This is a genomic window from Variovorax sp. ZS18.2.2 (assembly GCF_024701975.1).
GTDB lineage: Bacteria > Pseudomonadota > Gammaproteobacteria > Burkholderiales > Burkholderiaceae_C > Variovorax.
On sequence record NZ_JANLNM010000002.1, the window covers coordinates 287,917 to 313,343 of the forward strand.

The 25,427-nt window shown below is 67.7% G+C and carries 27 protein-coding genes; 20 read left to right on the forward strand and 7 right to left on the reverse strand.

Going from position 1 to position 25,427, the window contains the following annotated elements:
• Window positions 1-40 precede the first annotated feature (40 nt).
• Complete coding sequence (locus NU688_RS11835; protein ID WP_257860800.1) at window positions 41-1,636, reverse strand: class I adenylate-forming enzyme family protein; 1,596 nt, start codon at window positions 1,634-1,636, stop codon at window positions 41-43.
• A 34-nt stretch (window positions 1,637-1,670) separates the two neighbouring features.
• Window positions 1,671-2,492 carry an NAD(P)-dependent oxidoreductase gene (locus NU688_RS11840; RefSeq protein WP_257860801.1) on the reverse strand — a complete coding sequence of 274 codons (822 nt, stop codon included), beginning with the start codon at window positions 2,490-2,492 and terminating at the stop codon, window positions 1,671-1,673.
• Between the two features lie 172 nt (window positions 2,493-2,664).
• Here NU688_RS11840 and NU688_RS11845 point away from each other — a divergent pair, with 172 nt between their 5' ends.
• The 5 genes from NU688_RS11845 to NU688_RS11865 all read left to right on the forward strand — a co-directional run bounded on the left by NU688_RS11845 (window position 2,665) and on the right by NU688_RS11865 (window position 5,947).
• Entirely contained in the window at window positions 2,665-3,357 is a 693-nt protein-coding gene (locus tag NU688_RS11845) for a glutathione S-transferase family protein (protein WP_257860802.1), read from the forward strand.
• Window positions 3,358-3,517: 160 nt separating this feature from the next.
• Window positions 3,518-3,898 carry a response regulator transcription factor gene (locus tag NU688_RS11850; RefSeq protein WP_257860803.1) on the forward strand — a complete coding sequence of 127 codons (381 nt, stop codon included), beginning with the start codon at window positions 3,518-3,520 and terminating at the stop codon, window positions 3,896-3,898.
• Between the two features lie 136 nt (window positions 3,899-4,034).
• The gene (locus NU688_RS11855) at window positions 4,035-4,955 is read left to right on the forward strand and encodes an SDR family NAD(P)-dependent oxidoreductase (protein ID WP_257860804.1); all 921 of its coding nucleotides are present in this window, start codon (window positions 4,035-4,037) and stop codon (window positions 4,953-4,955) included.
• 100 nt (window positions 4,956-5,055) lie between these two features.
• On the forward strand, window positions 5,056-5,478 hold the full coding sequence (locus NU688_RS11860; protein WP_257860805.1) for a nuclear transport factor 2 family protein: 423 nt from the start codon (window positions 5,056-5,058) through the stop codon (window positions 5,476-5,478).
• Window positions 5,468-5,947, forward strand: a complete 480-nt coding sequence (locus tag NU688_RS11865; RefSeq protein WP_257860806.1) for a MerR family transcriptional regulator — start codon at window positions 5,468-5,470, stop codon at window positions 5,945-5,947. Before NU688_RS11860 ends, NU688_RS11865 begins: the two co-directional genes overlap by 11 nt.
• Window positions 5,948-5,961: 14 nt before the next feature.
• On the opposite strand, the gene NU688_RS11870 is transcribed toward NU688_RS11865, so the two are convergent.
• The 3 genes from NU688_RS11870 to bamE all read right to left on the reverse strand — a co-directional run bounded on the left by NU688_RS11870 (window position 5,962) and on the right by bamE (window position 7,615).
• Window positions 5,962-6,321, reverse strand: a complete 360-nt coding sequence (locus NU688_RS11870; RefSeq protein ID WP_257860807.1) for an HPF/RaiA family ribosome-associated protein — start codon at window positions 6,319-6,321, stop codon at window positions 5,962-5,964.
• Window positions 6,322-6,438: 117 nt separating this feature from the next.
• On the reverse strand, window positions 6,439-6,867 hold the full coding sequence (locus NU688_RS11875) for a CBS domain-containing protein (protein WP_257860808.1): 429 nt from the start codon (window positions 6,865-6,867) through the stop codon (window positions 6,439-6,441).
• A 148-nt stretch (window positions 6,868-7,015) separates the two neighbouring features.
• A complete protein-coding gene (gene bamE / locus NU688_RS11880) occupies window positions 7,016-7,615 on the reverse strand; it encodes an outer membrane protein assembly factor BamE (RefSeq protein WP_257860809.1) in 600 nt (199 codons plus the stop codon).
• 219 nt (window positions 7,616-7,834) lie between these two features.
• Between bamE and ylqF the strand changes: the two genes are divergently transcribed.
• The 10 genes from ylqF (at window position 7,835) to NU688_RS11930 (ending at window position 17,189) form a co-directional block, all read left to right on the forward strand.
• Window positions 7,835-8,797, forward strand: a complete 963-nt coding sequence (ylqF, locus tag NU688_RS11885; RefSeq protein ID WP_257860810.1) for a ribosome biogenesis GTPase YlqF — start codon at window positions 7,835-7,837, stop codon at window positions 8,795-8,797.
• Complete coding sequence (locus NU688_RS11890) at window positions 8,797-9,267, forward strand: hypothetical protein (RefSeq protein WP_257860811.1); 471 nt, start codon at window positions 8,797-8,799, stop codon at window positions 9,265-9,267. Before ylqF ends, NU688_RS11890 begins: the two co-directional genes overlap by 1 nt.
• 27 nt (window positions 9,268-9,294) lie before the next feature.
• Window positions 9,295-9,918: a Crp/Fnr family transcriptional regulator gene (locus tag NU688_RS11895; RefSeq protein WP_257860812.1), complete on the forward strand. Its 624-nt coding sequence runs from the start codon at window positions 9,295-9,297 to the stop codon at window positions 9,916-9,918.
• A gap of 52 nt (window positions 9,919-9,970) precedes the next feature.
• Entirely contained in the window at window positions 9,971-10,480 is a 510-nt protein-coding gene (locus NU688_RS11900; RefSeq protein WP_257860814.1) for a DUF1772 domain-containing protein, read from the forward strand.
• 31 nt (window positions 10,481-10,511) lie between these two features.
• Window positions 10,512-10,961 (forward strand): Fur family transcriptional regulator, encoded by a 450-nt coding sequence (locus tag NU688_RS11905; RefSeq protein WP_257860815.1) that lies wholly within the window; start codon window positions 10,512-10,514, stop codon window positions 10,959-10,961.
• 90 nt (window positions 10,962-11,051) lie between these two features.
• A complete protein-coding gene (gene ykgO, locus NU688_RS11910) occupies window positions 11,052-11,201 on the forward strand; it encodes a type B 50S ribosomal protein L36 (protein ID WP_013542562.1) in 150 nt (49 codons plus the stop codon).
• A 138-nt stretch (window positions 11,202-11,339) separates the two neighbouring features.
• Window positions 11,340-12,047, forward strand: a complete 708-nt coding sequence (locus tag NU688_RS11915) for an ABC transporter ATP-binding protein (protein WP_257860817.1) — start codon at window positions 11,340-11,342, stop codon at window positions 12,045-12,047.
• Between the two features lie 2 nt (window positions 12,048-12,049).
• Window positions 12,050-13,450, forward strand: a complete 1,401-nt coding sequence (locus NU688_RS11920; RefSeq protein WP_257860818.1) for an ABC transporter permease subunit — start codon at window positions 12,050-12,052, stop codon at window positions 13,448-13,450.
• Window positions 13,451-13,465: 15 nt separating this feature from the next.
• Window positions 13,466-14,938, forward strand: coding sequence for an ABC transporter permease subunit (locus NU688_RS11925; RefSeq protein WP_257860819.1), 1,473 nt, complete (start codon window positions 13,466-13,468; stop codon window positions 14,936-14,938).
• Window positions 14,939-14,990: 52 nt separating this feature from the next.
• Window positions 14,991-17,189, forward strand: coding sequence for a TonB-dependent siderophore receptor (locus tag NU688_RS11930; protein WP_257860820.1), 2,199 nt, complete (start codon window positions 14,991-14,993; stop codon window positions 17,187-17,189).
• A gap of 19 nt (window positions 17,190-17,208) precedes the next feature.
• Here the strand turns inward: NU688_RS11930 and NU688_RS11935 are convergent, their stop codons facing one another.
• Window positions 17,209-18,834, reverse strand: a complete 1,626-nt coding sequence (locus tag NU688_RS11935; RefSeq protein WP_257860821.1) for a DUF4139 domain-containing protein — start codon at window positions 18,832-18,834, stop codon at window positions 17,209-17,211.
• 220 nt (window positions 18,835-19,054) lie between these two features.
• On the opposite strand from NU688_RS11935, the gene NU688_RS11940 reads away from it, so the two are divergent.
• Window positions 19,055-19,495: a PaaI family thioesterase gene (locus tag NU688_RS11940; RefSeq protein WP_257860822.1), complete on the forward strand. Its 441-nt coding sequence runs from the start codon at window positions 19,055-19,057 to the stop codon at window positions 19,493-19,495.
• Here the strand turns inward: NU688_RS11940 and NU688_RS11945 are convergent.
• Window positions 19,419-20,657 (reverse strand): acyltransferase family protein, encoded by a 1,239-nt coding sequence (locus NU688_RS11945; protein ID WP_257860823.1) that lies wholly within the window; start codon window positions 20,655-20,657, stop codon window positions 19,419-19,421. The two genes, NU688_RS11940 and NU688_RS11945, sit on opposite strands and share 77 nt — an antisense overlap.
• A gap of 155 nt (window positions 20,658-20,812) precedes the next feature.
• Here NU688_RS11945 and NU688_RS11950 point away from each other — a divergent pair, with 155 nt between their 5' ends.
• From NU688_RS11950 to NU688_RS11965, 4 genes are all read left to right on the forward strand, one after another.
• Complete coding sequence (locus NU688_RS11950; protein ID WP_257860824.1) at window positions 20,813-21,769, forward strand: LytTR family DNA-binding domain-containing protein; 957 nt, start codon at window positions 20,813-20,815, stop codon at window positions 21,767-21,769.
• Between the two features lie 162 nt (window positions 21,770-21,931).
• Window positions 21,932-23,134: an ammonium transporter gene (locus NU688_RS11955; protein WP_257860825.1), complete on the forward strand. Its 1,203-nt coding sequence runs from the start codon at window positions 21,932-21,934 to the stop codon at window positions 23,132-23,134.
• Window positions 23,135-23,229: 95 nt separating this feature from the next.
• Window positions 23,230-24,198 (forward strand): MBL fold metallo-hydrolase, encoded by a 969-nt coding sequence (locus NU688_RS11960; RefSeq protein ID WP_257860826.1) that lies wholly within the window; start codon window positions 23,230-23,232, stop codon window positions 24,196-24,198.
• A 71-nt stretch (window positions 24,199-24,269) separates the two neighbouring features.
• Window positions 24,270-25,400 (forward strand): Fic family protein, encoded by a 1,131-nt coding sequence (locus NU688_RS11965; protein ID WP_257860827.1) that lies wholly within the window; start codon window positions 24,270-24,272, stop codon window positions 25,398-25,400.
• Window positions 25,401-25,427 lie beyond the last annotated feature (27 nt).

Genomic DNA, 25,427 nt, shown 5'->3' on the forward strand with positions numbered 1-25,427 from the left:
TTGTCCGATAGATGAACACGAGATGGCCGGCGTCCGTTCTCTATGCCTTTTCGGACGCAAAGAGCGCCAGGTGGCCAGTGCGCAACTGGTACTTCTGCACCTTGCCCGTCGGCGTCATCGGCAGGCCGTCCACGAAGCGGATCGACTTGGGCACCTCGAAGCGGCCCAGGCGCTCCCTGCAGAACGCGAGCAGTTCGTCCTCGCCGCACGCACCGGCCGCCGCGGGGCGCAGGACCACGAAGGCCGCCACCGCCTCGCCCCAGTGCGGATGCGGCAGCCCCACCACGGCCGCGCCGGCAACCGCGGGATGGGCGAGCAGCACGGCTTCGAGCTTGATGCTGGAGACGTTCTCGCCGCCGGACTTGATCATGTCCTTCTTGCGGTCGAGGAACAGCATCTGCCCGTCGGCGTCGAACATGCCGATGTCGCCGGTGTGGTGCCAGCCGAAGCGGCGCGCCGCGGCGGTGGCCTCGGGGTCCTTGAGGTAGCCGAGAAAGACGTTGGGGCCGCGATGCACGATCTCGCCGACCTCGCCCGGCCCGAGCAGGCGGCCGTCGTCGTCCATCACGGCGGTTTCCACGCCCGCCACCGACACGCCCCAGCAGTTGCCGTCCTTGTCCGGATGCTCGCTTGCGCGGTAGACCATGGTCGGCGGGTACATCTCGGTCTGGCCGGTGCCCAGGCGCACGTCGGCGCACATCTCGCGCCGCACGTCCGCGAGCAGGTTCTTCGGCATCGGCGCGAGGCCGTACATGCACATGCGCAGGGACGAGAGATCGGTTCCCGGGCGGTCGGGGTGCTTCATGAGCGCGTCGAACATCATCGGCAGGCACGACAGCCAGCTGATGCGCTCGCGCGCGATCGCCGCCAGCAGGGCCGCGGGATCGAAGCCGTGGGCCAGCCAGATCGTGGCCCCGGCCATCAGCGCGCCCATGCTGATGGTGTGCTGCGCGCAGTGAAAAAGCGGCAGCACCGAAGCGACGACGTCGCGCTCGGTGGCCTCGAAGCTCTGGGCGCAGGTCAGCAGCGCACCGTGGATCGAGCGGTGCGAATGCATCACGCCTTTCTGCTTTCCCGTGGTGCCGCTGGTGTACATGACGAGCGCGAGTTCGTCGTCGCCGCCGGGCGCGGCCAGCGGTGCTGCAGGCGGGCGCGATGCCAGCGCGTCGAAGTGCAGCGTGCCCGTGTCCGTCGGGGTGGCCGGATGCGCGCCGCCGATCACGACCGCCAGCAGGTCCAGCCGCTCGACCAGCGCGCGCAGCGCCGGCACGGCGAACAGCGCGGCGTCGATGAAGACCCCGCTGACCTCGGCGTGGCTGAGCACATGCTCGATCGATGCCGCGTCCAGCTGGACATTGACCGGCACCCAGACATTGCCCGACTTGTGGATGGCCTGGATGGCCGTGAGGTGCTCGATCGAGTTGACGCACATCGTCGCGATGCGGCGCCCGGCGAGCGCGTGGTCGCGCAGGGCCTCGCCGACGCGCTCGCTGGTCGCATCGAGCACGGAAAACGTGATCCGCCGCTCGCCCTGGATGACCGCGGTCTTGTCGGGGTTGCGCCGGGCGCCGCGCCGGACGATGTCCGCGAGCGAGATGCGGGCGATGCCCGTGCGTTCGGGGTCGGCTGTCTGCATGCGATGGTCTCCTCCGGGCGGCATGGCGCCCCGGTCACGGTTCCACGAAGAAATCGATCAGCGGTTCGACGCCCGGCGTCACCAGGTAGGGTGCGAAGTCGGTCACGCCGGCATCGCGCAGCACCTGCTCGTCGATCAGCAACTGGCCGGTGAGCTCGCGGCTCGGCCGGGTCAGGATGTGCCAGGCGGCGTCGGCCATGATGGCCGCATGGCGCGCCTGCCCCGCCACCTCGGGCGCCGCGATGCGCAGGGCGCTGGTCGCGATCACGGTGCGCGGCCACAGCGAATTGCTCGCGATGCCGCGTTCGCGCAGCTCTTCGGCCAGGCCGCGGCTGAGCATGCTCATCGCGTATTTCGAGGTGGTGTAGGCCGCGTGGCGCGCGAACCACTTGGGGTTCAGGTCCAGCGGCGGCGACAGCGTCAGGATGTGCGGGTTGGCCGCCTTCTCCAGGTGCGGCAGGCAGGCCTGCGCGCACAGGTAACTGCCGCGCGCGTTGATCTCGAACATGAGGTCGTAGCGCTTCATCGGCGTGCGCTCGACCGTCTCCAGGTGGATTGCGCTGGCGTTGTTGACCAGGATGTCGATGCCGCCGAAGCGCGCCACCGCCGCATCGACGGCGGCGCGGACCTGGGCTTCGTCGCGCACGTCGACCACCACCGCGAGCGCCTGCCCGCCGGCGGCGACGATTTCTTCGGCCGCGCTGTGGATCGTGCCGGGCAGGCGCGGGTCGGCGACCGCCGTTTTCGCAGCGACCACGATGTTGGCGCCGTCGCGCGCGGCCCGCAGGGCAATGGCCTTGCCGATGCCGCGGCTCGCGCCGGTGATGAAGAGGGTTTTCGATTGCAGGGACGGCATGCAGGCTCCGGATTCGCGACGCTCGATCGCAGGAGAGCGCAGGCTATTCGGCGGGGCGGAAAAAAACTTGCGTCGATTGGCTGCGGACAGCGCAGCCAATCGACGCAAGGCGCCACGGCGGGGCGCATGCGACGATCCGCGCGGCAACTCCCGGCGCCCCGCCCTCCATCTGATGATCACGCTCTACCACTGCGCGAATGCACGCTCGTTCCGCGTTCTCTGGATGCTCGAGGAACTCGGCGTGGCCTACCGGCTGGAGATGCTGCCGTTTCCGCCGCGGGTGCTGCACCGCGAGTACCTCCAGATCAACCCGCAGGGCACGGTACCGCTGCTGGTCGATGGTGAAACCCGCATGACCGAATCGGTCGCGATCTGCCAGTACCTGGCCAGCCTCCATGCCCCGACCCCGCTGGACGTGGCGCCCTCGGAGGCCGGCTACGGCGCGTACCTGAACTGGCTTCACTTCGGCGAGGCCTCGCTGACCTTTCCGCTGACCCTGGTGCTTCGCTATGCCTTGCTGGAGCCGGAAGACCGTCGGCAGCCCCAGGCGGCCGAGGACTACGCGCAGTTCTTTTCCGGGCGCCTGCGGACGCTCGAAAAACTGCTGGAGGCACAGGACTTCGCCTGTGCCGGGCGCTTCACGGCGGCCGACATCTCGGTCGGCTACGCCTTGCTGCTGGCCAGCGTGCTGGGCCAGCAGGAGCGCCTGGGCCCGGCGGTGCGGCGCTACTGGCAGCGCCTGAGTTCGCGCGCGGGTTTCGCGCGTGCGATGGCGGTGCAGGAGGCAGCGGCCGCGCGACAGGGTCTTCCGATGCTACCGACGGCCGGCGTCGGCCTCGGGAAGCGGCCGCCGGCACAGGAATAAGGTTCGCGGTCCGACATCCATGGACGACAGGCGCGGTGGCGGATGGCCTACAGGCATTGGCCTGCATGGCCCACCGCATGCAGGCCGGGCGCTGCGAGGATGACTCCATGCACCGCGTAAATCCAGCTCCTCCAGCCCATCCGGCCTCGTCGGTTTCACCATGACTTTCAAGGCCTACCTCGTCGAGGACAGTCCCGTGATCCGCGAGAACCTCGCCGGATTCCTGGAGGACCTGGCCGATGCCGAGGTCGTGGCCTGTGCCAGCACCGAGGAAGAAGCCGTCGACTGGCTGGGCCGCCACCGCGACGGCTGGGATTTGACCATCGTCGACCTGTTCCTCAAGCGGGGCAACGGGCTGGGCGTGATCAACGCCTGCCGCAACCGCTCGCCGCACCAGAAGGTGATCGTGCTCAGCAACTACGCCACGGCCGACATGCGCGATCGCTCGACGCAGCTGGGTGCCGACGCCTTCTTCGACAAATCGGCCGAACTCGACCAGCTGGTGGCGTACTGCGCCACCGTGCGCCCACCGGAGCGGTGATGCACCGGTGACGCGTGGGTGACTGGGGCCGCGCGCCCCGGGCGGCGCCGCGAGGCTCTTCTGGGGTAAAACGCCACGCTGCCGCACAGCGGCAAGGCGCAAACAACTCCCCAACGAAAGCAGCAGAGAGCGACTCATGAGCAACAGCATCGACTTCAAGGGCCGCGTGGCCATCGTGACCGGCGCGGGCGGGGGCCTCGGCCGCCAGCATGCGCTGGCCCTGGCGGCGCGCGGCGCCAAGGTGGTGGTCAACGACCTGGGCGGCGCGCGCGACGGCTCCGGCGGCTCGGTGAGCGCGGCGCAGGCGGTGGTCGACGAGATCAAGGCGGCCGGCGGCGAGGCGATTGCCAACGGCGCATCGGTGACCGACTTCGAGGCCGTGCAGGCCATGGTGCAGCAGGCGGTGGACGCCTGGGGCCGCGTCGACATCCTGGTCAACAACGCCGGCATCCTGCGCGACAAGAGCTTCGCCAAGATGGAGATCGCCGATTTCAAGCTGGTGGTCGACGTGCACCTGATGGGCGCGGTGAACTGCACCAAGGCCGTCTGGGCGCTCATGAACGAACAGAAGTACGGCCGCATCGTGATGACCACTTCGTCCTCGGGCCTGTACGGCAACTTCGGCCAGAGCAACTACGGCGCCGCCAAGCTCGCGCTCGTGGGCCTGATGCAGACGCTGAGCATCGAGGGCGCGAAGAACGACATCCGCGTGAACTGCCTCGCGCCCACCGCCGCCACCCGCATGACCGAGGACCTGTTCCCCAAGGAGATGCTCGAGGCCTTCCAGCCCGACGCGGTGGTGCCCGCGATGCTGGTGCTGGCCGCGCAGGACGCGCCCAACCGCACGGTGCTGTGCGCGGGCGCCGGCGTCTTCGAGGCGGCGCACATCACGCTGACGCAGGGCGTGTGGCTGGGCGGCGGCCCCGATGCACCCGAACAGCTGGCTGCGCGGTTGGCCGAAGTGACTTCTCGCGAAGGCGAGACCGTGCCGCAGTCCGGCACCGCCCAGGGCAGCAACGAAGTCGCCAAGGCGATGGCGAACGCCAAGAGAGGCTGAACCGACGCACTCGTTCATGGCGCTTGACCTAGAGCGCACTCGAGCATTTCCAATGAATTCACCGGGACTTCCGGTTCATTCAATTGCCAAGGAAAAAGCCATGAACACGAGCTACAACAAGGCCCTGGTCCAGCACATCCACGCCGAGCTGGACAAGGGCAACGGCCAGGCCTTCATCGACAGCCTGGCCGACGACGCCAGCTGGACGCTGGAAGGCACAACGCCCTGGTCGCGCACCTACGCGGGCAAGGCGGCCATCCGAGAGGAGCTGATCAAGCCGTTGTTCGCGCAGTTCGCTGCGCCCTACGCGAGCAAGACCGAGCGCATCATTGCCGAGGGCGACCGGGTGGTGGTGCTGTTCAGCGGCGACGTGCCCACCAAGGCCGGCAAGCGCTACAACAACCGCTACTGCTACGTCTACCGACTCGAAGGAGGCAAGGTGAAAGAGCTGACCGAGTACTTCGACACTGCACTGGTCCAGCAGGCGCTCGAAGCGCCGCCGGTGGCCGCGCATGCCGGCTGACGCACCAACTGCACCGGCCGCACCGGTGGTGAAGGGCACGCCCTTCCACATCGGCGAACTGGCCACCCGCACCGGCCGCACGGTGCACGCGATCCGCTGGTACGAGACGCAGGGCCTCGTGCCCGGCGTGGCGCGCGACGACGGCGGCCGGCGCCTCTACGGCGAGCTGCACGTCGGCTGGCTGGACCTGATGGAGCGCCTGCGCCGCACCGGCATGTCGATTGCCGAGATGCGCGAATACACCGCGCTCGCGCTGCAGGGCAAGGCCACGCTGCAGCAGCGTCGCGACATGCTCGCCGCGCACCGCACGCGCGTGACCGAAACGATAGCCGACTGGAAGAGGGCGCTCACGCTGGTCGATCGCAAGATCGACTTCTACGACGCGTGGATGGCGAGCGGCCACCGCCCGCCGCTGATTCCTGCGGACACGCCGCGCGCCGCGCCGCCGAAACGGCGCAAGACGCCCTGAACGCTCGCTCGCTGCTATTCCGCGACGAAGCCGCTGTCCTTGCGGATCGAATCGCGGTCGCGGTGGTTGTTCAGGCGCCCCAGCGTGCTGTCGAGCAGCCGCTTGAGCTTGTCGGCCGCGCCGCGGAAGGCCTCGTCGAGCGTGTTGCCGTGCTGCGTGACGGCCAGCGGCTGGTGGTGGGCAAGGCGCGCTTCCATCACGCAGCGCTTGTCGCCGCCGCCGGCCTTGTCGTGGTTCTCGTCGCTCAGATGCACCTCGACGCGCGTCACGTCTTCGACGAAACGGGAGAGGTGCTGCTTGATCTCGGTGTCGGCCCAGCGTTCCAGCGTGTCCTTGTTCTCGATACCGTTGCTCGTGTTGACCTGAATCTGCATGCAATGTCCCTGCTGGATGGATGAACGAAAGCCCACTGTGCGCCCTTGGGCGCCGTGCCGTGCGTAGGTCTATTCCCTACCCACGCGCCGGGCAGGGTCCGCAATACAGGGAATGGCTCAGCTCTGGATGTAGCTGGTCAGCTGGTCGATCGTCTGCTCGTGCTCGCTGATGATGTCGTCCATCAGGTCCTGGATCGAGATCATGCCCACCACCTTGTCGCCGTCGACCACCGGCAGGTGGCGGAACTTGCGCTGGCTCATCAGCGCCATACAGGCGCGGGTGCGGGTTTGCGGGGTGACGGTCATCACGTCGGGCGTCATGATCTCCGAGACCTTCATCTCCTTGGAGTTCTTGCCCTGCAGCGCGACCTTGCGGGTGTAGTCGCGTTCGGAGAGAAAGCCCACGAGCTTTTCGCCGTCCATCACCATGAGCGCGCCGACCTCGAAATGGGCCAGCGTGGCCAGCGCATCGAACACGCTGGTGTCGGGCGCCGTGCGCCAGGCGGCGGAGTCGTGGCGCTTGAGCAGTTCGGAGACGGGTTTCATCGCGGTCACTCCATCAGAAAAGTTTCGATTCGACCGACGCCGCTGGCGCCGCACTCGGTCAAATCATAGGGGCGGAGCAGCCCCCCGCGATGCATAACCCTCTAGGGGATTGCGCGCGTGTGCCACGCACGCGCAATCCGGAGAGAACTTAAGGTGTCGCAGCCAGCACGCGGCTGAGCGCCACGGGGTCGCCCACCACGGCCTTCACGAGGCCCTTGTCGTCGAAGTTCACCTGGTACTCCGACCAGCTGTCGCGCCAGTAGCGCCAGACGGGTGCATCGAGGCTCGGGTTCTCGCTCGCCACGGGGTAGCCGATGGCCATGAGCACCTGCTCGCGCGTCATGCCGGGCATCACCTTGCCGGCGCGGATCGCGGCACTCACCGCGGGTGGGAAGGCCGCCATTTTCTGCTTCGGATCTTCGGTGACCACGTAACGCTTGGCGAAGTCGATCAGCGTGAGGTTGCGGCTGTAGTCGTTCTTGATGCGCTGCGGCTTGCCCGCGAGATCGAGGTTGAAAAAGCGGAAGTCGTAGGCCGTGATGCGCGCTGGCGTGCCCACGGCTACGATGCTCGTGCCCTGCTCGTCGTAGTTGATGTCGCTGATCGAGTCGCCGTAGGTGCGCATGTTGCAGCACAGGAAGCCGCTGGTCAGCGGGCCGGGCGGCGGGGAAGGGCGCTGGGCATGGACGACGGACACGGGCACGACGGTGACTGCCAGCAGGGCGGCAGCGGCAAGGCGCTTGAGCATGGATTTCCCTCGGGGTTTTGTTGGAATGGCTGCGGGGGCGCAGCGCGCGGATTCTAGGGGCGAAGCCTGGGCGGACGAAGGCAGAACAAGCCCTAATGGCTATAAAAAAGATAGCGTTCGGGAGCCGTTCAGGTTCCCGGTTCACAATGCGCGTCCGGCCTCCAGGCCAGGCCCCCGCAAAACCCCCTCCAGACAGCGCGACAGAAAGAGCATCCATCGATGGCGATCCAGTGGTTCCCCGGGCACATGTACACGACCCAGAAGGCCATCACCGAGCGGGTGAAGGACATCGACGTGGTCATCGAGCTGCTCGACGCGCGCCTGCCCGGCTCCAGCGCCAACCCGATGCTGGCCGAACTCACGGCCGGCCGGCCGACGCTCAAGGTGCTCAACAAGCAGGACCTGGCCGACCCCGCGCGCACCGCGCTCTGGCTCGCGCACTACAACGCGCTGCCCGCCACGCGCGCCATCGGGCTCGATGCGAGCCTGACCACGCCCGCGCAGCAGATCGTGAAGGCCTGCCACGAGCTCTCGCCCAACCGCGGCGGCATGGCCAAGCCGATGCGGGTGCTGATCTGCGGCATTCCGAACGTGGGCAAGTCCACCCTCATCAACACGCTGACCGGCGGTCGCAAGGCCAAGACCGGCGACGAGGCCGGCATCACCAAGCTGGAGCAGCGCATCACGCTGGCCGACGACTTCTACCTGTGGGACACGCCCGGCATGCTGTGGCCGCGCATCGTGGTGCCCAAGAGCGGCTACAACCTCGCGGCCAGCGGGGCGGTGGGGCGCAACGCCTTCGACGAGGAAGAAGTGGCGCTGGAGCTGCTCAACTACCTCAAGGGGCACTACGCCGAAGGCATTGCCGCGCGCTTCAAGCTGGTCGAACTCGATGCCGCGACCATCGCTGGCATGAAGGACGAGGACGTGCTCGACACCATCGGCCGCAAGCGCGGCGCGCTGCTGGGCAAGGGCAAGGTCAACCTGCAGAAGGCGGCCGAGATCGTGATGCACGAGTTCCGTGCGGGCAACCTCGGGCGCGTGACGCTCGAGACGCCTGAAGAGTTCGCACAGTGGCTGGCCGAAGGGCAGCGCATCGATGCCGAGCGCGCGGCTAAGAAGGCGGCGCGTGGGAAGAAGGGCAAGCAAAAGACCGAAACCGCTCCGGAGGAAAACACCTGATGCCGAGTTTCTTTTTCTTTCGCCAGGGCGGTCTCGATACCGATTCGGAAGACTTCCCGGGACTGGTGAGCGTTGCCGCGTACCTGAAGCAACTGAGCGCGCAGGAACACGAGCGCAAGCCCACCGATGCCGAAGAGTTCCTGCGCCAACTCGATGCCGTGCCGTGGAACGAGATCATGGCTGCCTGGCTGGTCCATCAGGAAGGTCCGTTGCCCGCGCTGGTCTTGTGCAGCGACGACATGAAGGTGCAGTTCGGCATCAGAGGTGTCTTCCATGAGCAGTTGCACTATTACCAGTGCAGCTTCAGCCGCGAAATGAAGAAGGGCTGGTTCTCCAAGGAAACACAGCAACTCAGCTTCGAGATTCACGAGCGCGCCGATGTAGCCGGCCTCGTGCGGCAGTTCGTGCAGGGCGACCACGACGCGCTGGCCACCGAGGCCCGGCGCATCGGCCAGAACGTCCTGGCGTAGCAACTGGCAGCGCATCGGACGGGCGCCTTGCCTTCGGCTTCGGATCACTCTTCAGGCGACAGCGCGGGCCGTGCCTGGATGCGCGCGCTCGCGCACCGCTTCCCTGAGCTGCCGTCCGATGCACTCGCCGCGTTGGCTGGCCAGGCGCACCGCGTGTCGCTGGACGCGAATGCCACGCTGCTCGCCGCGGGTGCGCCCTGGCAGTACGCCTTCTGGGTCGAGCAGGGGTTGCTGCGGCTCTTCTACATCGACAGCGAAGGTCGCGAGTCGAACAAGAATTTCCACGCCGAGGATGCGTTCATCTGGCCCGTGACCGAGGTGCTGCGGCGCGAGCCCGCGGCCTTCTTCATCGCGGCGCTGGGGCCGGCCACGGTCTGGTGTCTTCCGTATGCCGCGCTCGAATCTGCGGTTGCGCGCCTGCCGTCGTGGACCGCGCTGCAGTTGCACGCGCTGGCCGGATTGCTCGACGACAAGATGCGGCGCGAGCAGGTCTTTCTCCAGTGCACCGCGCGGGAGCGCTACGAAGCCTTGCTGCGCGAGCGGCCCGAATGGACGCAGCGCATTCCGCTGCGGCACCTGGCGTCGTACCTGGGCATGACCGACGTCTCGCTGTCGCGGTTGCGCGCCGGCATGAAACTTATCGACAGTTAAGGCGCGCCGTCGAAGACGCTGGGACAGTGGGGCTTTCCTCGAAGGGGGCGCCATGTTCCGTTTCTCGTCGACCGCGCTGCAACTCGGCCTGCACGGCCTCGCCATCTTCTGGCTGGGCCTGATGGCCGGCTTCTTCTGGACCTACAGCGCCAACGTCAACTTCGCGACCTTGCAGATGGACGGCAGCACCTACGCGATGGTGCAGTCCAGCCTGAACCGCAATGTGCGGCATGCGATGTTCTTCAGCTTCTTCTTCGGCCCGCCGCTGCTTTGCGCGCTGGCCATGCTGACGGCCTGGCCGCAATGGCGCGCGCGCTGGTGGTGGTGCCTGGGCGCGGCCGGCGTGCTCTATGCGCTGGGTATCGTGGTGTTCACCGCGCAGGTCAACCTGCCGCTCAACGCATACACCGAGTCGTGGGACCCGCGCGCGCTGCCGTCCGACTGGGCGCAGACGCGCGCGCGATGGAATGCCGCGAACCTGTGGCGTGCCGTGGCCAGCGCAGTGGCGTTCGCATTGGCGCTCTTCGCCCTCTGCGCGCGGACGATTGGCCCCCGGCGCTGACCGGAAAGGGCTCGCCCACTATCATCGAAACATGCAACGCCTCACGCGCCAGCGCAACGCCGTTTTCTCCGCCTTCAGCGACGCCGGTCGCGTATTGACCGCACCGGAAATCCTCGAGCACGCTCGCGAGATCGTCCCCGAGATCAGCCTCTCCACCGTGTACCGCCAGGTCTCCCTGCTGCTCGCCGACGGCGAGATCGCGAAGGTCGAGCTGCCGGGCGAACCGGCACGCTACGAGGTGGCCTGCAAGCCCGCCGCGCACCGTCATGCGCACCACGACGGCAAAGAGGCCGACCACCACCATCACTACTTTCATTGCTCCGGCTGCGGCCAGGTGTTCCTGCTGCATGCGTGTCCGGGGCCGATGGATGAGCTCGCGCCCAAGGGCTTCCAGGTGAAGAGCCACGAGGTGACGCTGCACGGGCTGTGCGCGGCTTGCGTGGATGCGGGCGGCAAGGCGAGCGGGCACAAGGCGCACTGACGCGACAGGTGGCGGTCAGCTTTTTGCTGTTATTGAGAATGAATTCTCAATAACGTATAGTCGCGGGTCCCAACTTTTCGGAACGACCCTATGCAAGTCCTGTCCTCGCTCAAGGAAGCAAAGAAGCGTCACCGCGATTGCCAGGTGGTGACCCGGCGCGGCCGCACCTACGTGATCTGCAAGTCCAACCCGCGCTTCAAGGCGCGCCAGGGCGGCGCGAAGAACAAGAACAAGCGCTGAACCTGCGCTGACGACAAGACGGGCGCCCCGATCCGCGCAGCCCGCCGACCCTCGCCCCACGACCCGACAGAATCGCATCGGCGCAACCGCGCTGCCGCAAGCCTGCGCGCGTCTTTTTCTCCAACCGGAAACCTGTCCATGCTCCGAGCCATCGGCCTCACCAAACAGTACGGCACGCACACCGCACTCGACCGTCTCGACCTCGACATCCGCGGCGGCGACATCTACTGCCTGCTGGGCGCGAACGGCGCGGGCAAGACGACGACCATCAACCTGTTCCTGAACTTCATCGCGCCGACGAGCGGCACGGTGGAGATCAACGGCGTCGACGTCACCCGCCATCCGGTGGCGACCAAGCAGGACGTGGCGTACATCCCCGAGCAGGTCACGCTGTACGGCACGCTCTCGGGCCTGGAGAACCTGCGCTTCTTCGCCGGTCTCGCGCTCGGCCGAGAGCTGCCGCGCACGCGCCTGCTCGAGCTGATGACCGAGGTGGGGCTCGACCACGCGGCCGCCGACAAGCGCGTTTCGGCCTATTCGAAAGGCATGCGGCAGAAGGTGTGGATCGCGGTGGCGATTGCCAAGGAGGCCAAGGCGCTGCTGCTCGACGAGCCCACCTCGGGGCTCGACCCGCACGCCGCCGCCGAGTTCTCCGACCTGCTGCGCCGCGCCGCCGACACCGGCGTGGCCGTGCTCACCACCACGCACGACCTGTTCCACGCGCAGCAGACCGCCACGCGCGTCGGCATCATGAAGCGCGGTCGCCTCGTCGAGAGCCTCGACGGGGAAGCGCAGATCGCGCACACCGATCTGCAGTCGCTCTACCTCCAGCACATGAGAGCCTGAACATGCTGCTGAACTGGATCGCACGACGCGAATTTCTCGAACGCCTGCGCGACGGCCGCCTGTACTGGGCCGGCGGACTCGTGGTGATGCTGCTCTTCACCGCGCTCGCCGTGGGCTGGGCGCACCAGCAGGGCGCCCACGCCGAGCAGGTTGCCGCGCAGGCCATGGACTACCGCGACTGGCTGCACCAGGACAAGCGCCATCCGCACGACGCGGCCCACCAGGGCATGCATGCCTTCAAGCCCGAGCCACCGCTGTCGATGGTCGACTCGGGCATCAATCCCTTCATCGGCAGCACCGTGTGGCTGCAGGCGCACCGGCAGAGCGAGGTGAAGTTCAATGCCGCGCAGGACGCGACCGGGCTGCAGCGCTTCGGCAACCTCTCGGTCGGCTGGATCCTGCAAGTGCTCGGGCCGCTGCTGGTGATCGTGCTCGGCTTCAACGCGTTTGCCGGCGAGCGCGAGCAGGGCATCTTGCGGCAGACGCTGAGCCTGGGCGTGTCGCCACTGCGGCTCCTGGCCGGCAAGGCGCTGGCGCTGTCGGCATCGCTCGCGGTGCTGCTCGTGCCGGCCGCCATCGTCGCGGCCATCGCGGTGGCCGCGGGCGCGGAGCAGGGCGAGCGCATCGACGCGTTGCTGCGCCTTGCCGCATGGGGATTCGGCTACGCCGTGTACCTCGGCATCTTCGTATTCCTCGTGCTGGGCGTGTCGGCGATGTCGGCCACCTCGCGCACGGCCATCACCGTGCTGCTCGCGCTGTGGATCGGGCAGGCCGTGATGGCGCCGCGCGTGCTCTCCGAGCTGTCGCGCACCTGGTTCCCGAGCCCGACGCGGCTGGAGTTCAACCAGCAACTCGGCGCCGAACTCAAGGCCGTGTCGAACAAGGTCTGGCAAGAGAACTTCGGCACCACCGAGCGCTGGGGCCGCGACGTGCCGCTCAGCAAATGGGGCATCGCGCTGCGTCTGGACGACCAGGCCTCGTACCCCGTGTACGACCGCCACTACGGCCGCCTCTGGGACACCTGGGAACAGCAGCAGACCGTGCAGGAATGGAGCGGCCTCGTGCTGCCGATCCTCGCGATCCGCAGCTTCTCGATGGGCATGGCGGGCACCGATTTCTCGCACCATCGCCGCTTCACGACCGCGGCCGAACTGCATCGCCGCAACATCCAGGACCTGATGAGCAAGGACCTCGTGGTGCATGCCGATCCGCTGGGCGACCGCCACTTCTCCTACCAGGCCACGCCCGACCTTTGGGCCACCGTGCCGCCGTTCGACTACCACTCGCCGGGCGTGGGGTGGGCGCTGTGGCATCAGGCGCGCAGCCTGGCCGTGCTGTGCGTCGGCCTGCTGATCGCCGCGGCGTTCGCGGCCTTCGCCACCGTGCGCCAGCGCGCGCTCTGAGAGGGGATGCAACCCATGTCCATCCATCCTCCCCAAGGCCGCCGTCTGCTGGCCGTGATGCGCCAGGAAATCCGCTTGATGCTCGCCGAGCGCGGCTTCTGGGTCGTTGGTGCGCTGTTCCTGCTGCTCGTGGCCTATGCGCTCGGCAACGGCCTGCTGCAGACCGCCAAACGCGACCGCGCACAGGCGGCCGTCGCACAGGCCGATCGCGACACGCGCGTGGCGCAGCGCGTGCAGCTCGAAGCCATCCTCGCCGGCACCGCGCAGCCCACGCCGTTCGAGAACCCGGCCGATCCCTCGCGCATGGCGAGCGGCTACGGCGGCCAGCACGCGTTGCTGCCGACCGCGCCGCTGGGCCCGGTCGCGCTGGGGCAGAGCGACCTGTTCCCGAGCCAGTACAAGGTCACGAACCAGAGCCGCGTCGTGTTCATGAACCCGAGCGACATCGAGAACCCGTGGCACCTGCTGAGCGGGCATTTCGACCTGGCCTTTGTCATCGTGTATTTGCTGCCGCTCCTGATCTTTGCGCTCAGCTACAACCTCCTGTCGGCGGAGCGCGAGAACGGCACCTTGCGCCTGCTGCTGTCGCAGCCCTTGCGCTTGCGCACGCTGCTCGCGGGCAAGCTCACGGTGCGTGCTGCGGTGCTGCTGGGTCCGGCCGTGTTGCTGCCCGTGGCGGTGCTGTGGATCGCGCGCCATGCAGGCTTCGCTGGTGGCGCAGGCAGCGCGACGCTCTGGTGGGCGCTGCTCGTGGGCGCCTATGCGCTGTTCTGGTTCGCGCTGGTCGTGGCGGTGAATGCCTTCGGCGCTTCGTCGGCGACCAATGCGATGGTGCTGGTCATCGCGTGGGTGATGCTGGTGCTGGTGGCGCCGGTGCTGCTCAACCTCGCCGTCACGCGGGCCGCGCCGGCGCCGTCACGCACCGAGCTCGCCACGCACCAGCGCGTGGTCACGGCCGAGGCGATGAAGCGCTACCAGGACCTGCTGGGCACCGAGTACCAGCACGTGGGCCATGGCGCGATCCTCGTGCCGCGCAACGGCAAGATCGAGATCGCCGGCCGCGCGCTGGCCAACTACAAGATCGAGCGCGAGGTCGATGACGCGATCCGTCCCGCGCTCGACCGCTTCGACGCGCAGCAGGCGCATCAGCAGCAGCTGCTCGGCCGCTTCGGCATGGTGTCGCCCGCCGCCGTCGCCTACGAAGGCATGACCGCGCTGGCCGGCAACGGCGTGCGGCGCCATGCGCGCTTCGAGGCGCAGACGGTGGCGCACCACGAGGCGTGGAAGGCCTTCTTCTTTCCGCGCATCGATGCGCGCGATGCGTTCACGCCCGCCGAGTTCGACCGCATCCCGGCCTTCGCCTGGCAAGAGGAGCCCGCAGGCCTCATGCGCGGCCAGGCCGCGTTGGCGGTGCTGCAGCTGCTCGTGCCGAGCCTGCTGCTGTTCGGCCTTGCGGCGTGGCGGCTGCGGCGCTTCTCCGTGGCCTAGCGCAGCGCATCGTTCCTTCCGGTTTTTCGTTTCGTTCCAACCAGACAGTCCAATGATCCAGTTCACCCGCACGGCCATGGCGGTCGCCGCCGTCACGGCCTTCCAGGCAGCGTACGCTCAAGGCAACACCAGCGGCGGCAGCAGTGCAGAGCTCGGCGCCATCACCGTCGAAGGCAGCCGCGATGCCAACAGCCTGCACCTCGAGGAGTCGAGCGGCACCGCTTCGCGCCTCGGCCTCTCGGTGCGCGAGACGCCGGCCTCCGTCGAGATCCTGTCGCAGGACGCGATCCAGCAGCGCGGCGCGCGCACCTTCAGCGAAGCGCTGCGCGGCATGGCGGGCCTGTCGGGCGGTGGCCCGCCGTCGTCGCCGACGACGCTCTCCACGCGCGGCTTCACCAGCCTCATGTACCTCTACGACGGCGTGCGCAGCTCCGGCGCGGGCGTCGTCAATCGCGTGCAGGACACCTGGAACTACGACCGCATCGAGGTGCTGAAGGGCCCGGCCTCGGTGCTCGACGGCGAGGGCGCCATCGGCGGCGTCGTCAACTTCGTGACCAAGCGGCCCGACCGCGACAACCCGCACAAGGAGGCGCTGCTCTCGTACGGCAGCTACGGCTCCACGCGCGCGGCCTTCGGCTTCGGCGGCGCGCTCGGCGATGCCAGCGCCTACCGCATCGACTACAGCCGCAACGACAGCAAGGTCGGCACCATCGACCGCAACGGCGAGCGCATCGACCACTTCACCAGCGGCCTGGCGCTCGACCTCGGCGGTTCGGTGAAGCTGGACCTTTCCTTCGACTACCTGCGCGACAACAACGACGCCTACTGGGGCACGCCGCTCGTGCCGCGCAGCTTCGCGACGCAGCCGACGAACGTGGTGAGCACGCCCGACGGCCGCGTGATCGACCGGCGAATGACGCGCACCAACTACAACGTGCTGGACGACGACAACTCCTCGGAAACCTACTGGCTGCGCGCGCGCCTCACGGGCCAGCTCGACGGCGGCTGGTCGTGGCGCAACGAGTTCTCGGCCAACAAGTCGAACCGCGTTTTCCGCAATTCCGAGAGCGCCACCTTCGTGGCGCCGTCCAGCATCGCGCGCGACCAGACGCTGATCACGCACGACCAGGACTTCTGGCTCGACCGCATCGACGCCACGCACAAGGGCACGATCGGCGGCATGGACAACCGCCTCGTCGTCGGCGGCGAATACAGCGAGACGCGCTTCGGCAGCCAGCGCCGCTTCTCGAACAGCAGCGCGGGCACGGCGAGCCTGCTGCGGGTGCCGGTGTTCGATCCCTACGTGGGCTTCTTCAACGACGACCCGGCGCTCAGCGTGGGCGGCGGCAACCGGACCGACATGAACACCAAGGTGCGGGTCAGTTCGGTCTTCGTCGAAGACGCGCTCAAGCCCGTCCGCAACCTCACCTTGGTTGGGGGGCTGCGCCACGACCGCACCGAGGTAGCCCGCGCCGTCACCGACCTGAACCTGGGGAGCAACACGCGCTTCGGCAGCAGCTACCGTTCGACCTCGGGCCGTCTCGGCGCGGTCTACGACATCACGCCGCAGTCGAGCATCTACGCGCAGTACACCAACGCCACGCTGCCGGTGAATTCGCTCTTCCTCCTGTCGGCATCGAACGCGGCATTTCCGATGTCGCGCGGCAAGCAGGCCGAGGTGGGCTTCAAGCAGAGCCTGCCCGAAGCGAACCTGGAGTGGACCGCGGCGGTCTACAAGATCGAGCTCGACAACGTGCTGTCGCGCGATCCGGCAAACGCCGCCAACACGGTGAACAACGGGCGCCAGTCGTCGCGGGGCCTCGAACTCTCCGCCGTGTGGAAGCCCACGCGCGAATGGACGCTGGCAGGCAACCTCGCCGCGCTCGATGCGCGCTTCGACACGCTGGTGGAGGCCGGCAACGTCTCGCGCGTGGGCAAGACGCCGCCCAACGTGCCCGAGCGCGTGGCCAACGTCTTTGCGACCTACCGGCCCGACAACTCGAAGCTCGAGTACTTCGTGTCGCTCAACCGCACCGGCCACATGTTCACCGACACCGCCAACCAGATCCGCATCAACGGCTACACCACCATGGATGCGGCAGTGAGCTACCGGCTGAAGAACGCGTTGCTCAGCTTCCGCGTGCGCAACCTGACCGACAAGCTCTACGCCACCTGGGTGGGGCGCGCCACCAGCCAGGTGCTGCTGGCGCCGCGCCGCACCTTCGAGGTGTCGGCCAAGTTCGACTTCTGAACGCACCCGCGTTCAGTGCTCAGCGCATCTGCAAGCGTGCGTCCTTCGGATAGCTGATCGTGTAGTCGGCCGCCACGCGCGCGGTCTTGCCTGCGTCGAGGTCGAAGCTCCACATCGCCAGGCCCGGCTGCTTGTTCCACGCCAGCTCGCCGGGCTGCGGCGAGAACTGCGAGGCGATGCGCACCTGCTCGTCGACCGAGACCGGCGCCGCTTCGAGCACCTGCACCGCGATCGGCGTGCGGTGGCGGTTCTCGACCACGTAGGCGCGCTGCACCTTGCGCTCGGCGCGCGTGCCTGCGAAGCCGCCCGTGCCCTGGTTGTCTTTTTCGGGCTCGGCCTGCACGCGCACCAGCTCGTCGCGGCCGAAGGAGAGCGTCAGGCGCGCATCGCTCGGTGCCGTCCACTGGCCATTGCCGACGAAGTTGCCGTCGCGGTAGAGCTGCATCGGGCCGGCCGGCCACACGCCCGTGGGCTGTGCGAGGTCGGCGACCAGGAAGGCGCTCGCATCCACGCGCGGACTGGTGCGCGAGGCGAGCTTCGCCGTGTCCTCGTACTGGCCGAGCGCCATCGTCACGCGCTGGCCGTTGGAGGGCACGTCGATGCTCTGCGGTACAGAGAATTCGGTGGCGAAGCTGTTGTCGAACACGCTCACGTCGAACAGCGGTGCGCGCCGCTCCATGGCCAATTCCCCTGAAGGCGGTGTGCCCGCCGCGACCGGCGCCGGGGCCATCATGTAGGCCATGTCGGCCCGCGCGCGCTGCGGCGGCGGCTCGATGCCGATGCGCCATGCGCCCGGCGTGCGGCCGGTGGTTTCGCGGCGTGGCTGGCCGGTGGAGAGCACCAGCTTCACGCCGCGCCAATCTTCGCCCGTCGCTTGCGCCACCAGCGCCTGGCGCTCGATGCGAACCTTGCGCATGGTGGTGTCGAGCAGCGCGCGGTAAGTGGGCGTCCAGCCGGGGCCGTTGACCTGGTAGCTGAGCTTCACCTCGGCATCGGCGCTGGCGGCCAGCGTGACCGTCACGGCCACCACCTGCGCGCCGTTGCCCTGGGAGCGCTTGCGCTCGGCGATCAGCGGGTTGAGCTGGCGGTCGATGTCGCTCTGCTTGCGCGCGAGCTGGTGCTGTTTCAGCAGCGAGTCCTGCCCGGTGCGGCGCATCGCGTCGGTCACCGCGGCGAGGTTGCGCGCGTCCATCGGCGCGCGGGCGCCTTGTGATGAATCTCCGCCCGAGAGGCCCTTGAGGTAGCCCGTCACCATGCCCAGCGCATCGCTCTCGGCCTGCAACGCGGCCTTCTGGTCTTCGAGTTCGCGGATGCGGCCGTCGAGCGCGCTGGTGGCGCAGCGCGCCGAAAGCTCGCGCTGCTCGTTGAGCACCGACGTCTCGCCCACGCGCACCGACGCATCGGCCGACACCTGCAGGCTCTGCACGTCCAGCCCCGCCGGCAGGCACGCGAAGGTGACCGAGCGGCTGCCGGCCGCCACGCGCGCCACGCGTTCCACCGTGGCGCTGCCGGGGTAGACCTTGACCTGGGTGATGCGCGAGTCGGACGGAGCCGGAGGCGGCACCTGGGCGCTCGCGCTCAGGACCAGCCAGGTGGCTGCGACGACGGTGGCGCGGAGCAGGAGGGCGGAGGAGGGTGCTTTCATGGAAGAGCCTTCGAGAGTGAGTGGGTTGACCTCCACTCATACGGCCGGGCTCGCTCAACGGGGTTAAGACGCCGCGAGAAATATTTCGCGCCGATGGCGGCTGTCGCCAATGCAACCGCAACGACGCTCCCGGTCACGCGCGCGACGACGCGCGCAGGCGCCGGTTCGTAGAGTGGATTCGTCCACACCACCAACCCATTCCGCTCCAAGGAGAACCGCCATGCTCGACACCATCCAGGCCCTCAACCGCACCGCTTCGTTCAACCGCTGGGCCGGCTTCGAAGTCCATCGGGCCGCCGACGGCGAAGCCGAGCTGCGCATGAACTGGCGCGAGGAAGACATGGGCCAGTACGCCGGCTTCCTGCACGCCGGCATGATCGCCGCGCTGCTGGACACCGTGAGCGGCTATGCGGCCGCCACGCAGGCGGGCCACGTGCTGGCCTCGCACTTCTCGGTCAACTGCATCTCGCCCGCCATCGGGCGCGCCTTCGTGGCGCGCGGGCGGGTGGTGAAGGCGGGGCGCAAGCAAGTGTTCGTCGTGGCGGAGCTCTATGCGCAACCAGAAGGCAAAGGCGAGGATGCGCTCAAGCTCGTGGCGACGGGGAACGCCATCCTGGTTCCGATTGCGGCGGAAGAGCTTCAGCCGAAGCCCGCCGCCTGAGCTTCAACCCGAACAACGGCCGCAGCCAGTTGACGCGGCGGATCAGCCCGTCGGTCAGCAGCCAGCAGCCGAGGATGGTCAGCGCCACCAGCAGCGCGGGCTCCAGCACCGGGCCGAGCGCGAGCGGCGCCAGCACGGTCACGCCGACGATGATCAGCGTCTGGTGCAGCACGTACCACGGGTAGACCGACTCGTTGGCCCAGCGCAGCCAGGGCAACGGGCGGTTCAGGTGGCGGTGGCCGTGGCCCAGGATGGTTGCGATGGCCAGCCACATATAGAGCGTGCGCAGCAGGTCCATGAGCAGGCCGGGGGCCGATCTCCCCGCGCCGACCCGCAGCGCGATGAACGTGCCGATCGCCACGACCGCCAGCACCAGCGACACCCGCCGCAGCCGCTCCAGCTCCTTCCAGATGCCTGTGTCCACGCCCATCCAGTAGCCGTAGAGGAACACGGTGAGGTAGATGGCGTGCAGGTAGAAATCGCGCACCAGGTTGTGCGTGGGCGGAAAGTGCGGGGCCAGCAGCACCGTCCATGCGAGCAGCGGGAGCACTGGCAGCAGCAGCAACTTCCAGCCGCGCAGCGCGTTGAACCGGCGGCGCACCCACTGGCCGGCGGGCGATTTCCACAGCGGCAGCGTCAGAGCGATCAGCGCGGTGTAAGCGAACAGGTAGGGCAGATACCAGAGGTGGTTCCAGGTCATGCCGAACTCCGCGCCGTCGAAAGCGCGCTTGGGCCACGGCTCGGCCATCGACAGGTAGCGCAGCAGGAAGGCGCCGAAACCCGGCGCGACCAGCCCGTTGGCCACGCCCTGCGCGTAGGCCTGGTAGGGCACGATCACCATCATTCCGAACACCAGCGGCAGCATCAGCCGGGCGCCTCGGCTGCGCAGCAGCGCCCCGGTGCCCTGGTGGCGGGCGAGGAAGCCGAGCGACACGCCGGAGATCAAAAACACCAGGTCCATGCGCCAGAGGTTCAGCACCCGCATCGGCCACTGCAGCCATTCGGCCGCGTGCGGGCTTTTGAGGTGCCAGGGCCAGTCGGCCACGTAGTACATCGCCACGTGATAGAGGATCACGAACAGGAAGGCCAGGGCGCGCAGCGCGTCGATGTCGTGGCGCCGGTGGCCGTCGGGGAGTGGCGGCTGGGAAGTCGGGAGGTTCATTTCAGGGTCCTCGAAACAGAAAGTGCGGCCATCGTGTGGCCCGGCACCGCCCGGCGGCGCACCCGCGGGACGGATGGCCCGGCCTTTGTGACGAGCGGTGGCCCCGCTGGGACGAAATTCGCCCCGCCATCGCGCAGATGGCGAGAATCCCGGGCATGAAAGCGTCCCACCGCAACCTGTACGAGCGCTACGAGCCGATCCGCCGCTACGTGGAAGTGGGTTTCTGGATCGTGCTGATGGCGCTGCAGGGCGTGTTCAGCACCATGGTCGCGGCGGTCGACGCCCGCGCCCGCGCCGTGCCGCGCGCGACCTGGGAAATCGTCACCTGGGAGGGATCGAGCCATCTGGTGCTGCTGATGTTGATCCCGGTGTTCGTGGCCATCGAGCGCCGGCTGGCGCCGCTGATGCCGGGCCGCTGGGTGCGTTTCGTGGCCGGACACGTGGCGGCCAGCGTGGCCATCAGCGTGGTGCATGTGGCGGGCATGTTCGCGGTGCGCTCGCTGGTCTATGCCCTGATGGGCAGCCGCTACGACTTCGGCGGCTGGACCGGCCAGTGGGGCTACGAGTACCTGAAGGACGTGCGGGTCTACATCTCCATCGTCTTCGGGATCTGGGCCTACCGGCTGTTCATGCTGCGGCTGCAGGGCGAGGCGAGGGTGCTCGATGCGCCGGAGGCGGGGGTGTCCGATCCGCCCGAAACAGCGCCGCTGCCGTCATCGCCCGCTCCCGACGACGCCCCTCCCGAACCGGAAGCAAGCCCGCCACCCCTGCCGCCTCCACCCACCCGGCCGGAGCGCTTTCTCGTGCGCAAGCTGCGCCGCGAATTCCTGATCGCCGCCACCGACATCGACTGGCTCCAGGCCGAGGGCAACTATGTCGGCCTGCACGTCAACGGCCACGACTACCTGCTGCGCGCCACGCTCACCGATTTCCTGACCCAGCTGGACCCGGCCAGGTTCGTCCGCGTGCACCGAAGCCATGCGGTGAACCTGGCGCGCATCAAGGAAATCGAGCCGCTGGACGGCGGCGATGCCCGTCTGCACATGCACGACGGCACGACCGTGCCCTGCAGCCGGCGGTACCGCGACGCGCTCCGGGCCGGCGCAGGCTAGACCGGCTGAAAAAGCAGCCTGTTCCGGTGCGCGGACGCGCCGTTATGGCCCGTTTCGCACCATCAAAGAGCCTTCAGGCACCATTTTTGCTTCCTTGCACCATCGCTCCGGGCAATCCGGGTGCGATGCACCAATTCAAACCAAAAACTGCAAGAAGCTCCCATGGACGCACTCAAACAGGGCGCAGATGCGCTGTTCATCCTTCTCGGCGCCATCATGGTGTTGGCCATGCATGCCGGTTTTGCCTTTCTGGAACTGGGCACCGTGCGCAAGAAGAACCAGGTCAATGCGCTGGTGAAGATACTGGTCGACTTCTCGGTCTCGACCATCGTGTACTTCCTGGTCGGCTACGGCGTGGCCTACGGCACCCACTTCTTCGTGGGCGCCACCGAGCTCGCGGCCAAGAGCGGCTACGAGCTGGTGAAGTTCTTCTTCTTGCTGACCTTTGCCGCGGCCATTCCGGCCATCATTTCGGGCGGCATCGCCGAGCGCGCCAAGTTCTGGCCGCAGCTCATCGCCACCGCGGTGATCGTCGGCGTGGTGTATCCGCTCTACGAGGGCATTGCATGGAACAAGGCCTTCGGCATCCAGGCCTGGATCGCCTCGGTCACCGGCCACGAGTTCCATGACTTCGCGGGCTCGATCGTGGTGCACGCCGTGGGCGGCTGGCTCGCATTGCCGGCGGTCATCCTGCTGGGGGCGCGCCGCAACCGCTACCGCGGCGACGGCTCGCTGAGCGCGCATCCGCCGTCGAACATTCCGTTCCTCGCGCTCGGTGCGTGGGTGCTGTGCGTGGGCTGGTTCGGCTTCAACGTGATGAGCGCGCAGAGCATCGACAAGATCTCGGGCCTGGTGGCCGTCAACTCGCTGATGGCGATGGTCGGCGGCACGCTGGTGGCGCTGGCCCTGGGCAAGAACGACCCCGGCTTCGTCTACAACGGCCCGCTCGCGGGTCTCGTGGCCGTTTGCGCCGGCTCCGACCTGATGCATCCGCTGGGCGCGCTGGTGGTGGGCGGCGTGGCGGGCGCGATCTTTGTCTTCATGTTCACGCTCACGCAGAACAAATGGAAGATCGACGACGTGCTCGGCGTGTGGCCGCTGCATGGCCTGTGCGGCACCTGGGGCGGCATCGCGGCCGGCATCTTCGGCACGCAGGCGCTGGGCGGCATCGGCGGCGTGAACCTCGGGGCGCAACTGATCGGCACGGTGATCGGCGTGGTCTGGGCACTGGTCGGCGGCGCAGTGGTGTACGGCGTGCTCAAGGCCACGATGGGCCTGCGGCTGTCGCAGGAAGAGGAATACGACGGCGCCGACCTGTCGATTCACCACATCTCGGCCACGCCGGAGCGCGAAGTCAACTGGTAAGCAAGGGGCAGGCAAGGGCGCGCGGCGGGCAGAGCCGGCCGAGCGGGCGACTGGGCTATTCTTCGCCCCTCTAAAGACAAGCCCGAAGAAGACCCATGACCCAATCCACCCACTGGCTGCGCCGCGGCCTCGCTGCGCTGGCAGGCAGCCTGCTGATGCTTTCATTCGCGGCGCACGCCGCCGCGCCCCAGATCAAGATCCAGGCGCCGGGCTTCTACCGCATGATGCTCGGCGACTTCGAGGTCACCGCATTGTTCGACGGCACCATCGACCTGGAGGTGAAGAAGCTGCTCACCAACACCACGCAGGCGCAGGTCGGCAGGCTCCTGGACCGCTCCTTCAAGAAGGACCTGGTGCCCACCTCGGTGAACAGCTACCTCATCAACACCGGCAGCAAGCTCGTGCTGATCGACACCGGCGCCGGCTCGCTCTTCGGCCCCACGCTGGGCAACCTGCGCAACAACCTCCTGGCCTCCGGCTACAAGCCCGAGCAGGTCGACGACGTGTTCATCACCCACATGCACGGCGACCACGTCGGCGGCCTCATCGTCGACGGCAAGCTGGCCTTTCCCAACGCCACCATCCACGCCGGCCAGGAAGACGCCGATTTCTGGCTCAGCAAGGCCAACCTGGAGAAGGCTTCGCCCGAGATGAAGAGCTTCTTCCAGGGCGCGCAGGCGTCGCTGAACCCGTACGTCGAAGCCGGCAAGTTCAAGCCCCTGAAGGGCGACGCCGACCTCGTGCCCGGCATCAAGGCCGTGGCTGCCCACGGCCATACGCCCGGCCACAACACCTACGTGGTCGAGTCCAAGGGCCAGAAGCTCGTGCTGTGGGGCGACCTGATGCACGTGGCCTCGGTGCAGTTCGTGCAGCCGCAGGTGACCATCTCGTTCGACACCGATTCCAAGGCCGCCGCAGCGGAGCGCAAGAAGGCGTATGCCGATGCGGCCAAGGGGCGCTATCTGGTGGCCGGCGCGCATCTGCCGTTCCCGGGCTTGGGACGGATCCGGGCTGAGGGCTCGGGGTACGCGTGGGTGCCTGTGGATTACCAGCAGGTGCGTTAATTCGGGTACCTGAAGCGTATTTGTCCTAAATACGCTTCATTTTTGAAGCGTATTTGCCTAAAATACGCTTCATGTGGATTTGGCAAGCCGAAAAATGGCCGTACTTCGAGGTCGATGCGCAGGCACTGCAGCCCGCGCTGTCGGCAGCGCGCCTTGCGCAAGGGCGAATGCTGGGCGTGGCCGGCAATCTTCAACTCGTAGATCTCGCCGAGCTCCAGCTTGGCGAGTGGACGCAGGAAGCCGTTGCCACCGCGCAGATCGAGGGCGAAGCGCTGCAGGTCAATTCGGTGCGGGCTTCTGCGGCACGCCGCCTTGGCCTTACGGCGGCGAACCGCCTTCCAAGGGACGACCGTACCGAGGCAACGCTCGACATCGTTGAAGCTGCCGTCGCCCGCTGGAACGAACCTCTGGCCGAAGCATCGCTCCTCGACTGGCACGCAGCGCTCTTCCCGAATGGACGCAGCGGCATCACGCGCATCGTCACCGGCGCCTATCGCGTTCATGAAGACCCGATGCAGATCGTCACGCCGCGTCTCGGAAAGCCCGACACGGTGCACTACGAGGCCCCGCCCTCGCGCGATGTTCCCGCGCAGATGAAGGCGCTGCTCGAATGGTTCGAGGAAGGGCGCGAACATCCCAAAATCGATGGCATCGTGCGCAGCGCCATCGCACACCTGTGGTTCGAAGTGGTCCATCCCTTCGAAGACGGCAACGGCCGCATCGGTCGAGCGCTGAGTGACCTCGCGTTGGCGCAGGACCTGCGCAGCAACCAGCGCCTGTTCAGCATGTCGCAGCAGCTGTGGCTCGACCGTGCCGGGTACTACGGCCAGTTGCAGGCCGCGAGTGCGCAAGGGCATATGGACGTCACATCCTGGGTGCGCTGGTTCATCGGTTGTGTCGAAAAGGCATGCCTCTCGACCTTGGCGCAGATCCAGGCCGCTGGCGCGAAGGCTGGGTTCTGGGCCGGGCTCGATGCGGCGCATCCGCAGCTCACGCCAAGCCAGCGCAAGGTGGTGAACAAGCTCTACGACGCCGGTCCTGACGGATTCCTGGGTGGCATGAGCACCGAGAAATACGTGGCCATTGCCGGCGTGTCGCGCGCCACGGCCTACCGCGAACTCACGGAGATGGTCGAACTGGGCGTGATGACACGAACGGGGCAGGGCAGAGGCACACGGTATGCGCTGATTGCCGGCCTGTAGCAAACTTGCTGGACCGCATCGCTCCCA